14 protein-coding genes are annotated in these 12,653 nt (G+C 59.6%); 9 read left to right on the plus strand and 5 right to left on the minus strand.

The features are described 5' to 3' along the window. The first annotated feature begins 42 nt into the window (after nt 1–42). Together NITMOv2_RS14035 and NITMOv2_RS14040 are read left to right on the plus strand one after the other, a co-directional pair. The gene (locus tag NITMOv2_RS14035) at nt 43–1,413 is read left to right on the plus strand and encodes a hypothetical protein (RefSeq protein ID WP_053380462.1); all 1,371 of its coding nucleotides are present in this window, start codon (nt 43–45) and stop codon (nt 1,411–1,413) included. A 177-nt stretch (nt 1,414–1,590) separates the two neighbouring features. Further along, nucleotides 1,591–1,938: a single-stranded DNA-binding protein gene (locus NITMOv2_RS14040; RefSeq protein WP_053380463.1), complete on the plus strand. Its 348-nt coding sequence runs from the start codon at nt 1,591–1,593 to the stop codon at nt 1,936–1,938. 130 nt (nt 1,939–2,068) lie between these two features. Here the strand turns inward: NITMOv2_RS14040 and NITMOv2_RS24485 are convergent, their stop codons facing one another. The 3 genes from NITMOv2_RS24485 to NITMOv2_RS14055 all read right to left on the minus strand — a co-directional run bounded on the left by NITMOv2_RS24485 (nt 2,069) and on the right by NITMOv2_RS14055 (nt 4,503). Further along, nucleotides 2,069–3,493 carry a hypothetical protein gene (locus tag NITMOv2_RS24485; protein ID WP_145976346.1) on the minus strand — a complete coding sequence of 475 codons (1,425 nt, stop codon included), beginning with the start codon at nt 3,491–3,493 and terminating at the stop codon, nt 2,069–2,071. Then, the gene (locus NITMOv2_RS14050) at nt 3,490–3,909 is read right to left on the minus strand and encodes a hypothetical protein (protein ID WP_053380465.1); all 420 of its coding nucleotides are present in this window, start codon (nt 3,907–3,909) and stop codon (nt 3,490–3,492) included. The genes NITMOv2_RS24485 and NITMOv2_RS14050 overlap by 4 nt, the downstream gene beginning before the upstream one ends. 354 nt (nt 3,910–4,263) lie before the next feature. Then, complete coding sequence (locus tag NITMOv2_RS14055; protein ID WP_053380466.1) at nt 4,264–4,503, minus strand: hypothetical protein; 240 nt, start codon at nt 4,501–4,503, stop codon at nt 4,264–4,266. Between the two features lie 858 nt (nt 4,504–5,361). Between NITMOv2_RS14055 and NITMOv2_RS14060 the strand changes: the two genes are divergently transcribed. The 7 genes from NITMOv2_RS14060 to NITMOv2_RS23990 all read left to right on the plus strand — a co-directional run bounded on the left by NITMOv2_RS14060 (nt 5,362) and on the right by NITMOv2_RS23990 (nt 11,477). Beyond that, nucleotides 5,362–7,830, plus strand: coding sequence for a DEAD/DEAH box helicase (locus NITMOv2_RS14060; protein WP_187299216.1), 2,469 nt, complete (start codon nt 5,362–5,364; stop codon nt 7,828–7,830). A gap of 114 nt (nt 7,831–7,944) precedes the next feature. Beyond that, nucleotides 7,945–8,514 carry an SLOG family protein gene (locus NITMOv2_RS14065; protein ID WP_053380468.1) on the plus strand — a complete coding sequence of 190 codons (570 nt, stop codon included), beginning with the start codon at nt 7,945–7,947 and terminating at the stop codon, nt 8,512–8,514. 591 nt (nt 8,515–9,105) lie between these two features. Then, complete coding sequence (locus tag NITMOv2_RS14075; protein WP_053380470.1) at nt 9,106–9,870, plus strand: RNase H family protein; 765 nt, start codon at nt 9,106–9,108, stop codon at nt 9,868–9,870. Nucleotides 9,871–10,091: 221 nt separating this feature from the next. Continuing rightward, nucleotides 10,092–10,481, plus strand: a complete 390-nt coding sequence (locus NITMOv2_RS14080; RefSeq protein ID WP_053380471.1) for a single-stranded DNA-binding protein — start codon at nt 10,092–10,094, stop codon at nt 10,479–10,481. A 134-nt stretch (nt 10,482–10,615) separates the two neighbouring features. Continuing rightward, complete coding sequence (locus NITMOv2_RS14085; protein ID WP_053380472.1) at nt 10,616–10,795, plus strand: hypothetical protein; 180 nt, start codon at nt 10,616–10,618, stop codon at nt 10,793–10,795. 62 nt (nt 10,796–10,857) lie between these two features. Then, complete coding sequence (locus tag NITMOv2_RS14090; protein ID WP_053380473.1) at nt 10,858–11,187, plus strand: DUF488 family protein, N3 subclade; 330 nt, start codon at nt 10,858–10,860, stop codon at nt 11,185–11,187. 113 nt (nt 11,188–11,300) lie between these two features. Continuing rightward, entirely contained in the window at nt 11,301–11,477 is a 177-nt protein-coding gene (locus NITMOv2_RS23990) for a hypothetical protein (protein ID WP_187299217.1), read from the plus strand. Between the two features lie 40 nt (nt 11,478–11,517). On the opposite strand, the gene NITMOv2_RS23995 is transcribed toward NITMOv2_RS23990, so the two are convergent. Next, nucleotides 11,518–11,688, minus strand: a complete 171-nt coding sequence (locus NITMOv2_RS23995) for a hypothetical protein (protein WP_187299218.1) — start codon at nt 11,686–11,688, stop codon at nt 11,518–11,520. 66 nt (nt 11,689–11,754) lie between these two features. Next, nucleotides 11,755–12,276 carry a hypothetical protein gene (locus NITMOv2_RS14095; protein ID WP_145976347.1) on the minus strand — a complete coding sequence of 174 codons (522 nt, stop codon included), beginning with the start codon at nt 12,274–12,276 and terminating at the stop codon, nt 11,755–11,757. Between the last annotated feature and the right edge of the window lie 377 nt (nt 12,277–12,653).

Consider the following 12,653-nt stretch of genomic DNA (forward strand, 5'->3'; position numbering starts at 1 on the left):
ACCGTATTGTGTGACTGATCAACTCTGTTGGAGGAGCATCCTATGGAATGTGCAACGTGCCTTGCAGACTTGTACCCGCCAGAGCTCATTGCCGAGCCAGCCTTCGATCCGGAAGACACCCTTCCCCCTCTCTACGACCGCTATGTGTTGCTCCCGACCGACGACGAAGAGGTCGTGGTCAATTTCCTGGGCGAGTTGCATACCGCCCATCTGGAGCAGTGGGCACGCCGAGACCAGGAACGCCGGCTGTCCGGAGAAACCCGGTTCGCGGACGAGGATCCCAAACCAGAGTTCCCGTTGATCATCAAACGCTCACAGAGGGCTGGCGCGCCCCGGTTCGCCGTGCTCCCCAACGGCCGGCGAGTCCTCATCCTCGACGCTCATCGTGTCTACTTCCTCTGCGGCATCGCGGGCGTCCTCTCCCTCGAAGAGGCGAAAGTCCGGAACCACAGGAGACTCGGCTACAGGCTGTGCCCGGGCTGTCAGGGGAAACATCTGCCTCCAATCGCGGCGACCACCTCTGAGGCTGGAGCAGTCGCAGTTAGCCAGTCCCCCTCGGAAACCTGCCCCAAGTGCCAGGCGCCCAAAGCCTCCTCCTATATTCCTGATGGGCCCGACCACAGCCGGTGCCTTCTCTGTGGCCGGTATGACTACTATGCTGCGGCCGACCAGCTCACCGACGAGGAAATGGACCTTAACGAGGATGCGATCGCCAGCATGCTCTTCGCCCAGGGAGAATTGGAAGTCACATTCCCTTCATCCGAAGACGACCTCAGCGAGGAGAATGTCGAGGGCGATCCCGACAGCCATCTAATGGACGCCCAGGACGGCGAAGACTGCGTCAAAGGGCTCGATCTCCATGAAGAGGAGCTTGCCGACCTCCTCGTCCACACGTCGCAAGACCTCGCCGATCTCGGCGACCGCATGCACAAGCCTGCATTCGACCTTTTCCTGACCAGCCATCCCCTCCGGAAGAAGCTGATCGACCTGGCCCTCCGTGGCGTCGACCATACCGAGTCGCGTATGGCCTTGTGGGCAGCGGCCGGCCGGATCCTTGAGGTGTCTCCGCGCTCCCTCAGCGAGGAAGACTCCAAGGCCATCTCCGAGTGGCTCCTCACGTTATCCGATGAGGACTTGTCCCTACTGGCCGGCGATCCGGACGCGCACCATCCGATGCTGCGGCACCCGAGCCCTGCAGCCTTTCAACCGACAGATCCCCTGCTGCTCCCGCTCATCAAGTATTTTAAAGAGCAGCTCCGACGTTTCCGCTCGAAGGAAGCCGGCTGCCGCCTTCTTTCGAAGGACCATGGATTGAGCGAAGAAGCGCTGCGTTCCGTCGCCGTGCAATGCGGCATGCTGCCTGGGACCACTCCCGCCCCCATACGTTCCTCTCCTCAGGTCTACGCCGCCTGAGCTCCCCAAGCGGCACAGAAGTTCACCGCAACTCTGCTTTCCCGGACCCTGATTGCCATGCGCACGCGTACTTGGGTGCGCACAACGGGTAACCGGGTCAGCCAGGTGACTGGCGTGACGCATTGAGCGTCATGTCTTGTTGTTCACTCACCACTCACATGTTGGAGGTATGTTCACATGCGTACGTTTGCCAAAGGCACCATCAACGGCCGTCTCACCACCGACCCGGTCATCCGCACGGTCGCCGACAAGTCGGTGTGCAACCTGCGCCTCGCGGTCGACGGGCTCCCGTCCAGAAAGACCGGCGAGAAGCGGCCCTCGAGCTATTTCTCGGTCGTCGTCTGGGGCAGGCTTGCCGAGAGCTGCCGCAACCTGGTCAAGGGCCAGGAAGTCTACGTGGAAGGCAACCTTCAAACCCGGACGCGAGAGACTGACGGTCAGGCCTCGGTGACGTACATCGAGCTCAACGCCAGGACGATCAACTTCGGCAACCTGCCGAGGTCGGCGATGCAACGGGCCGCGTAAGCGGACAAAAAAAAGGGAGTGCGATCCCCCGATCCTCACGATCGAGCTGGACGCACTCCCTCACCTGTAGGGAGACCGGAAGGAACTCCGCACCGCCCTGAGTGCAGAATTCCTTCAGTCTCGTCCCCTGTCACCTGCCACAGGCCTTCTGGAACACGGCCTGGGACACTCCAAACTTCGGACCCAGAATCCGGATTCCAGCCTGCGGATAGATGAAGCGCGCGAGTTTGACGCGGCAGGAATACTTCCACCGCTCGATTTTCACCGAAATCGGCGGCAGGACCCGCTGCATTCCCTCGGTTGTGATCTCGGTCAAGAGGTCAGATTCCGGCAATAGCTTCCAGAGGACATCCTCCGGCGCGGCGACCAGCCAATGCGCGACCTCACGCTGCTCCCTCTCTTTCATCCTGACACAGGATTCGGCCGTGGCCGATGCGGCCGCCCACACCAGATCCGTTCGGCTCCCCGACAGGCGGCCGAGTATCGTGGCTTCAAGAAGTCCACAACGCAAGGCCCTGACTGAGAGGCTTTGCCAGAATCGGTTCTGGAGCGCGATGAGCATGTCATCGGCATCCTCCTGCTCGGATACGTCCTCAGCTGCTGATGCTGCTCCGTCGGAGGATTCCTCGATTGGTTCCTCATCGGATCTCTCATCGGTCGAGAGGGGTGCCGCATCCGTCTTCTCTGGGTCTTGATCCTCCTCCCGATCGACCTCCGTCACCTCGCCGAAGCGCAAATCCTCCGCTTCCACTGATCCCAACGCCGCCACCTCGGCAAATTCCCTGGCGACGTCGCTAAACATTGGATCAGGTTCCTGGTCGTCATCCCGCACGGCCGCCCGCGATAACGCCAGCTCGTTCTGAGCTTGGTCTTCCGCTGACAGCAGTGTCGTTGTCTCCCTCCACCCGCACAGACAGCTGCGCTCCAGGATTCCGGATTCTGAAGTCCCGGAGACCACCCGTTCCAGCACCACCGACGCCTTGCATCGCGGGCATGCCGGTTGTGTGGATACCGATGCGCGAGCTAAGAGGTTCTGATTCTCCGGTTGTGGCCTCGGCAGGTGATATCCGAAGCACATCGGACACTGCCGAGGACCAGTGATCCACGTTCCGCCTCGTCGTTCCTCTTCCGACAACACCACCGGCGCTTGAAGGCCGCACAATGGCATCGCCCGTGAGGTATCCAACCGGCGTGCGCGACGTCCGTCGCGCAGCGTGACATACACACTGCGGTATCGACGGCGGAGAACCGGGACTCTGGGTTCGGTCGGTTGATGTTCTTCATCATAGCGATTCTCCAATGGAGTGCGAGCCGTCTGCATCAGCCGGTTTGACCAGTCCACTTCCTCCATCTCTGCCAATCGCTGTTCCAGGTTGTAGAGATTGACAGGGTGGATTCTGTGGTTCCCAGTCCGGCACTCCTCGAGCAACGCCTGCACATCCTCCTTGTCTAGACGTGCGACACGGGTCGCATGCGCTCGTGGAGCCAGAATGGCCTTGCGAAGAATGGTCCGAATCGCTGTGAGCTTCGATGTGGTTGTTGTGGTCATGGTCATGTCTCCTTCGATGGTGTGTGAGGGTGATTGGGGCAACGTTGGCAAATCGGTTCCGCATAGAGGGTCTGCCAGGCAGTCACGACCGCTTCATGAGCTTCCTGCGACAACCTTGGCAGATCCCTTGGGCTGTAACGGGCAAACGTCATCAAGGCTTCGCGCTCGAAGCGCCCAAGCCTTGCCGCCTGTGCGACAACTCTCCGGGCGAAGTCGAACTCCCAGGTTTCCGGAAGCGTCGACTGCCCTCTTGTTTGCTTTTGAATCTGGTCCACGAGCGTGCGGACCTTCACTAGCTTCCCATCGACTTCGCAGAGTACGTCCCCCGCTACCGTGTGAACCCGATCCGGTTCGAACAGCGTCGCGAGGATGAAGGCGCGATGGGACCTGAAGTAGTCGTTCCATTTGTGATGGCTCTCCATGATGGTCTCCTGATGAGTGACAAGGATGGACAATCCGCCTGCGCTGCAGTACATCGTGAATCGATGAGAGCCTACCGAGTCGAAATCCCGCTCAGCGGGCCTCTCCACGATGAAGCTGAGGTCCTGTTGAAGGAGTCACAGAGCAGTGACACCGGACGCGAGGACCTCAAGCGACGCATGCGCGACTGGTTCGATCGAGTGCTGCGCTATTGGAACTTCCAGCCGAAGCCGGTCTTGTGTCCCACATGTCAGACTCGACTCAACACGCTGCTTCCGAAAGGTTCGCGAGAAGATTGTGAGCTGTGGGAACTTGAGATGAACGGGAAGGGACCGACGATCATCTACACCTGTCTCTCATGTCGAGAGCGGGTGCCAATGCCCATTGGCGTCCTGACCTGAGACGACCTGCCGCAGTTTTCCCAACAGGCCATCTCCCAGAATCATCTCGTCATCGAGCGTACTGAGGTACAACCGCACTTTCTCCGGTTCGCTCTGCGCACGTTCCATCAAGTGCCGATAGGTTCGTCGCGCATGCCGAATGTCCCCGAGAAGCATTTCCCACGCCTGTTTTTCGTTCTTGCTCATGCCTGCCATAGGCGTACCTCCGCAATAATGATGTGCTGAGCACAACAAGGGGCCGGAGCCCAGGTTGAGTCATGCGATGTCTGTGATTGCTATGAGGTGACTGGATCTGATGCAGCAGAGAACAAATGGAAGGATGGTTTTGAGGAACTGGAAGGTTGTGAGCGGCGCTGTCCTGCCGGTGACCTGATTATGGCACTGTCATGATATCCTCCTTTCCTGTGGGTGAAGCCGCTGCCTGTGCGATTCGATTAAGGAAACGCATCCATGTGAAGACAGACGACGGGCGTCTGACTCACATGAGCCGGCGGTCAGATGAATGTTGGGGATGATGTTGAACTGTGTGAAGAGTGGAGCTGTTCGTGCGCAGGGCACGCAGTCGCTGCTGAAGGGACCGTGCGCTGTCCACGATGATCAGTCGTGAAACGACAGCGTCACGATGATGAGAAGAATTGAGAAAGGTTCTGCCGCGTGAAGTTCACCGGCAATGAGATGATTCGGCGAGTGCCTACTAAAAAAAGTAAAGTGAACTTATCCTACGGCTCTGCGCGGCCAGTTGCAAGAGTTTGGCGAATGCATCGAGAAATTTTTTCTGGCGGCCACTATGCATAACTGAGACCAACCTCGCGTGACCGGAACTGAACGCTCTTAACTCCAATCACACCTCACCCACCCGGTGCGAACACTCCGCTCACTGGCCTCGGCTGGTTTCAGATCGTTCGTGTACCGACATAGCGGCTTCACGCGACAACGCCACGCGGCTCCACGTTGTTCTTGGTCTTTGTCCGTCCTCCCTATGGCGCTCGTCCCGAGCGCAGATTCAATCACCCGATGCTCTGTGCGTTTATCTTCGGCCTCAAGGGAGATGTCATGCAGACTTCGGCAGGATGGACTGCCCCAGAAGTGCACCATGCGGACCACCACTCCCCGCTTGTCCGCATGATTGAATCCTTTCGCCAGGCCATCGCGGACGAGCTGCAGGCTCGGCAGCCCCTCGGCCATTCGGACAGCTTCACTGTCTTGATTCGCAACGGCCGCCTTCAACACCGTGCCGGGCGGACCTCCTATTTCCTCTTCGACTGCCAGCCAATTCCTGACCACATTCTGGAGGACGCCCATCCCTCTCTCATGCTGAACGACCAGCGTCATCCTTGCCGGATCGTCGGGTTCTCCGTGGACGGCCTCGCACTGGCGGTAGATACCGAGCTGACCCCGGAGATTCCACACGCTCATCTCGCCTTCGACTCCATCAAGCTCTTGCAAGCCCTGGACAAACGACTGGTCCAGATCCTCCGGCAGCCGGCCCACTTCAACACGGCGCTCGCGCTGAAAGCCTTTCAGCCCGATGCCGTGCCCCGACTCGTGTATTCCGCGGGAATTGCCGCACCCCCCTGCCTGAATACAGAACAAACCGCAGCCTTCGCACGCGCGCTACAGGACGATCTCCTGTTCGTGCTCGGTCCCCCGGGAACCGGGAAAAGCGAATTGATCAGTGCCCTTGCCCAGGCTTTCCTGCATCTTGAGCAGCGGATCCTGATCTGCTCTCCGACGAACACCGCCATCGATCACATCCTCGACCTTGTGCTCGATAAGGTGCCGGATTGTCCCACCGGAACGATCGTTCGCGTAGGAACTCCAAGCCCTGACAGCTTCGAGCGAAGCCAACGGGTCAACCTCGAGGCTCTGACGGCGGAGCACACCATGGCCATCGAGGAGACACTTGAGCCCCTCCGCAGCCAGCTCGCTGCGTTGGAAGCCGACCTGCCCGGGGTTGAAAGCCTGCTCCAAAATACTCTGCAGATCAGCACCTGCAAGCGGACCATCACCGAGCTCCAGCAACGGCATGACCTGCTCGTCGCCTATGAGGAGCGGCTCCTCAACACGATCGCAAGGGTTCGAAGCGAGTTGGAGGAGGCCCATCACCGCCTGGCGTCCCTGCGGGCCCTGCCCTTTGTGATCCGGCTACTGAAACGGCGACTGATCGCGCAGACGCAACAATTCATTCTGGAAGAAACTCCTGAGCAAGCCAGGCGGTATGCGGCCCTCCGGATGCTCGAACAAGATCTGCGCCAATCACGGCGACTCATCCAGGACGCTCAGGAACGGGAGCGAGCAACCAGAGAGCACCTCCACTTTTCCGCGGATAACTTCACCCTTGATGAACTCGAACTGCTGGTCCGCGTCACGCAGAACAAAATGCGCGAATTCCGGCAGACCGTCACTGATGGAGAGCGGCGCATTGCGGAGATCGAACGCACGATCATCAACCGAAGCCGGATCATTGCGACAACTTTGACCCGGACCTATGCCTCCACATTGCTTAGTCCCGAACGGTTCGACGTCCTGATCCTGGATGAGGCGAGTATGGGCTTGCCGCCCGCCGTCTTTGCCGCCTCGTGTCTCGCGACCAAGAAGCTGATCATCGTCGGCGACTATCTCCAACTGCCCCCAATCACAGCGGCCAAGACCGCGCACACCAAAGCGTGGCTCGCGAGAGATATTTATCAGATCGCGCAGATCACGTCCGGACAGGATCAGCGGGTCGTATCGCTCGCCACCCAGTACCGGATGCATCCGGATATCGCGCGGGTTGCCGCGCGCCTGTACGCCCGCGCCGGCCTCGCCTATCAGTCGGCCGCCCACATGGCGGCAGCCCGTCGGCCCTTGACGGCCTATGCGCCCGCTCCCGGTCACCCCTTGATCGTCTTGGACACGGCCCGCGCCGATCCCGTGACCAAACGGGACCGCAGAGGGTCGCCTTATAACCTGTACCACGCCATGCTCGCTGTGCGGCTTGCCATGCAAACCGTCTCGACCCCGCGTGAGGCGCCCACCGTCAGCATCATCGCGCCCTATCGCGCCCAGGTCCATCTGATCGAACGATTGCTCCGCCTTCAAAGGCTGGCAGACTTGGTTCAGGCCGGCACCGTCCACCGCTTCCAAGGACGCCAGAGCGATGTCGTCATTTTCGACACGGTCACGACGGCCAACATCGCACGGACCATGCTCGGGTGGGGACGCGAAGATGCGGCGCCGCACAAGCTCATCAACGTCGCGATCACGCGCGCGAAAGGAAAGCTCATCCTCATCGGCCACGCCGGGGCGCTTGAAGAACTCCAACGGAGTCCCGAACCGCTGCTCTGGGACTTTCTTGAACTGGCCCGGGAATACGGCGTCATCGTGCCCGCGACATCGCTGCTCGCGGCGGTCCCGGATATCCGTTTGGATTCCACTGACCAAACCGACCAGCTGCTGACTCAAGCGTTCGGGCGGTCGCAAACGGGAAACCAGAATCTCCGTCTGGTCGAGGCCACGTCTCGGGCCCTTCAAGTCTCCTAGCTTCCACCAGACGGTCGTGATGCCGAGTGCCCCTCAGGGCCGCAGGGCGGCCAAGCCGGTCTGCTGATCACCTCTACAGGCAGAAGCAAGTATCCAGAGAAGGAGGCGATCAGCATGGTCCTCTCCATCATGGTCTCCGGCCACAGACCCGGCAAGTTAGGCGGCTACACCGTCAATCCCATCGCCAGGCGCATCCGTAAAGAGCTCCATGACATTATGGCCAAGGCGCGGCACCGATTCGCCTCCTGTGTGGGCATCACGGGTATGGCCCAAGGCGTCGACCAGTGGTTCGCGGAAGTCTGCCGTGGCCTCTCCATCCCCTACATCGCCTACATCCCTTTCCCCGGACAGGAACGGTTGTGGCCTTCGGATGCTCAACAGCATTACCGCCAGTTGGTAGCCGACGCTTCCGAAGTCCGCGTCGGTCCGTCTGTGAGGACAAAGCCCGACATTATCGCCGCGCTTCAGCGGAGGAATTCCGAGATGGTGAGCGGATGTCATGCGGCCATCGCGGTATGGGATGGATCTTCCGGTGGTACCGCCAATGCTGTGAGAAAACTAACCGACCTAGGCCGGCCACTCCTTCGGTTGGACCCGCGCAAGCCTGTCGATCCCGCAACCGTTGATCACTGGCTCGATACATTGTCGGACTTCGCTTCATCTGCCAGGAGGCATCTTCCATGACTCTTGATCATCCGCCTCTTACCCACGACGAACGGAAAGCGGCGGAAGCTGCTTTTCAAGGACGACCGATCAATCCCATGTGGTCGCAGAAAGCTCAGCACATCTATGACGGCATCCGCGCCGCGCAAGCCAACCGCCCTACCAACAGCCGGGCTGCGGATGTTGTGCCTCCAGTTCGAACCACCATCGCCAGTCTGTCGTCTTATCTCCATTACTCCGATTCGGCCCCCTTCGCTCCTCGGATCGCACAAGTTTGGATCCTCGAATACCAGGACACGAGGGAGCGTCGCCTGGAAGTGTGTCCAGGTGCTACGTCGATCGAGCAACTCCTGAGAGTCTTTCGCCGGAGAGCTCTCGGCCGACCGTTCACGATCCAGATGGTTGATGTCGCCAGCATGCCACTCCCTGCGGACGGCTTATCGTTCTACAGTCACGACGCCCGATGCATCGACCAAGGCGGATTCCTGGCATGAGCACGACCGATGCACCACCTTGTTCACGCTTCTTCAACCGTGGGTCTCGATCTGGCCCGCTGCGCGGGCATTGTCTCCGGCCCGGCGTCTCTGGTAAACGAACAGCAAGGAGGACACCATGACGCTCCAGGATTTGGCAGATGCCATGACCAGCGGACTGAAAGAGCAAGGGATCATCGCCACGCCCGGCCCGTCGATGAATAACCAGTACGCTGCGAAACTACTTGTCCAGATGCAGAACGGACCCAGTCTCGGAGCTATCAAGCTGTATGTCGGCAAACGCGGCCCCACTCTGGTCCCTGATGAATTGCACTCCTGTCCACCGGCGATTCGATCATCCATAACTGAGGTATGGCAGTGCATTTCCGGTGGGAACTCTGCTGCTCCGAGCGGTCACGACACGCTGACCATCGAGCCGTCGGTGATCCAGGTTTGGGTGGACGGCGCCTGTCTCCAGGCACCGCTCGGGTACCGGTTCGGGTGGTCGTTCGTCATCCAGCAAGGTGATCGGGAATTGCACCGTGACTCCGGCAGCCTTCTGCAGAGCGGCGCATTCGAACATCGCAACGTCGGAGCCGAACTCGAGGCCGCCACCCGCGCGCTGACCTGGTGTGTTCTCAACGGGTACAAGCAGGTCACGGTGTACCACGATTACGAAGGTATCGCCGCCTGGCCAACCGGCGCTTGGCGGGCCAATACCCCTCCGACCCGCGAGTATGCCCGGTTCGTCAAAGCCCTACCGCTTGAGATCACCTGGCAGAAGGTTCAAGCACACCGTGGCATTGCGATGAATGAACTGGTTGATCAACTCGCCAACCGCGCGGCAGCCGAGAGTCCTGCTCTTCCTATTCCCGCGAGCTCGACTCCTGATCCCGTCATGTGAAACCCGCCCTTCCGCGCACGTCTTTTTTTCCACCGTCCAACTCCCTGAACGGACATCGGGCCCGCTGCGCGGGCAGCATGTCCGAAGTGATGACAGGGTATCTCACGAATCAGACCACATTGCATGTCGACTTCGGTGAACGGCCGAGGCCCAGGCCTGTCGTTCTCTATTGCTCTGCATTCCTGCAGGGCCTTTGTTCACCCATGAAAAGGAGTGTTGCGATGAGCACTGCTACCGTTGATTCCGGAGCAGACCGGAAACTATTCAAAGATACGAACAAGCTCGAGATGACCGGACGGCTTGCGAGGAACCCGGAGATCCGCTACCGAGCCAACAGCCAGGCTGTGACCACGTTCGACCTCTGCAGCACTGAGGAGTATCCGGTCCAAGGGGAGGTGCGGAAGCGGGAATGCTGGGTCACGGTCGTCATGTATGGCCCCGACGGCGAGAAGTTCGCCGGTGAAGGCCAAAAAGGCGATTGGATCGGCATCATCGGCAAACTCCAACAGCGTCGCTGGGAAACCGAGGATGGCCAGAAGCGCGCGAAGCATGAGATCGTCGCTTTCTCCGCCGAAGTTAAGCGCAAGGCTCGCACGACCACCCAGAGCTGATCCAGCTCAAAGCGGGCGGCTTCAGACCATGGAGCCGCCTGTTGTGTTTCGAGAGCGTGTCTGTCGCTCTCCACCCTGGGCCATGGGGACTAACATGGCCTCCCTCTCGGCACCGATTTATTCAGAGGTTCACAATGAACATCTTCGACTTCGCCTTCGCCGCTATCCTGCAATTCATGGCTGCTTCGGTCACCCTGGGTACCGTCCTCGGCACGATTGCGATCTACGCCTGCCTGGGCCAGGACAGACGAACGGCTCGTCGTACGCTCTTCATCCATATTCCGCCGCACTATCCGCTCGGCCGCTGCCGGTAGACACTGGTCAGACTCGCTGCGCTCGTAGACCACACCTCCTGGGTGATGCAAGGAGGTGCGCCATGACTGTGCTGACCCGCGGACAAATCAGGCCGGGCGTGATCGGCATCGATACGACCGTGAAGTCTGCTACCGGACTGTGGCGATCCTTCGCCCCGACGTGGCCCATGGTGATGGGGTGGAAGCGTGGGGAAGTGACTTGGGTGCAGTACGTCGCACAATACACTGCGATCCTCGCGCGTGTTCCTGATGCTGTCTGGAACACTCTGGCCGCGCAACCGGAAGTCCGATTGCTCTGCTATTGTCGTGATGGCATGCCCTGCCACACGCACCTCATTATCGAGTATGCGGTGGCAACCTGGCCCGACCGCTTTCTCGATGGACGCACGTGACATCGGTCCTTCCACCGCCCTGGATGCTGAATTGCTTCCGACCGAAAAGAAGGCCGCCGCGGACGGCGGCAGGAGATCACGAAGGTGACTATCGTCTCACCAAGGAGGCCACGATGCGGTTCGAGATGCAGATCTCACAGGGGATTCTGGACAAGCTGAAGGGGAAGGCTCATCAGGAGGTCGACTCGTTCGCCCGCCGGCATTTCCGGATCAAGGAAGTGCAGGCACGAGAAGAAGAGCAAGCCCGCACTCACACTTTCAACACTATCCGGGCGGCACTGAGTCGCTAACGCTTCTCAGGCGAGTGGACATGCCTACCATACCACGCTTCTAAGACAACCGGCTTCCCCCGGGCTGCCACAGATCGAGCGGGAGCACGCCGCTCTGTCCCAATGTCGCGGCTTCGCGCCCACGATGCGGGCACTCGCCGCTCTCCGACACGTCCATATCGCGCACATGGACGGCATAGGAGTGGGCCGGCGCTTCGCACCGGCAGGACACATAGCTCGGTGGCGCTCTCTCCGAATCGTCGGATCAGGATCCACTGCTGCCGCAATGCGCTCCCCATCATGGATCCACGTCCCGTCTGCTCACTGCTGTCTGCCCAACATCACATAGTTGCTCTTTCCCGTCGACGACACGGACTTCGATTATTCCCCGATTCCTTCTCATCCGAAACCTGGCCTTGACCTTTCTGGCAAGGTTTATGAGGAACGGTTTCATTCGTGGGTCGATTTTGTGGTAGGCGATGAGATAGTCTGCTATCCGGGTGGGCATCGTGCGGTAATTCTTTCGCAGCCACATTTCTATTTGCTTTTCCGTTTTCACCCAGCGCTGGCTTGCCATCCCGTACCTACAAGCACGCTGATACATGAACGGCACTGCCTCTGGGCACTCCGCCTCTGCCCGGACAAACAAGGTATCCACCTCCTCGCAGTACATCCGAATCCTGATTCGTTTGCCTGTGTCGCTTGAGCTTTCAGAGGGAGGTTGGAGCGCGTTCGACACCTGAGTCCCATCAATAGGCCCTACCGGCAACGCGCCGTCAGAAACAGGAGATGCCTTCACTTCCCCGGACCCGTTCCCCATCCCGATTTACTTTCCCTCCGTCGCCTCGTGAGTTCAGGACAGTATATTCATATCTGTTATGTACGAACGTCTTGAGCACAATCCCGTCAGCAACCTCGACCAGGAAATGCGAACAGCTCGCAACCCCGTACAGCCCCTTAATAAGGGGGTTCACTCTGAAGGGAACCATCGCGGTATCCCTCGGTCTTATGGCAATTCGGATGTAGAGGTATTACTGCTTTGAGACCGACCCTCCAAACTCCTTGATCTCGTGGAGCTTAGAACTGCTCCAGACAGTCGCCCTCAACCGGCTGACCCGGGCATTGAGGCAACCTCGACAGGGAGGGCCCGCCTTATACACCTATATATAAAGGATAGAGCGACCTTCCTTAGACCTT

The organism is Nitrospira moscoviensis (genome assembly GCF_001273775.1).
GTDB classification, from domain to species: Bacteria; Nitrospirota; Nitrospiria; order Nitrospirales; family Nitrospiraceae; genus Nitrospira_D; species Nitrospira_D moscoviensis.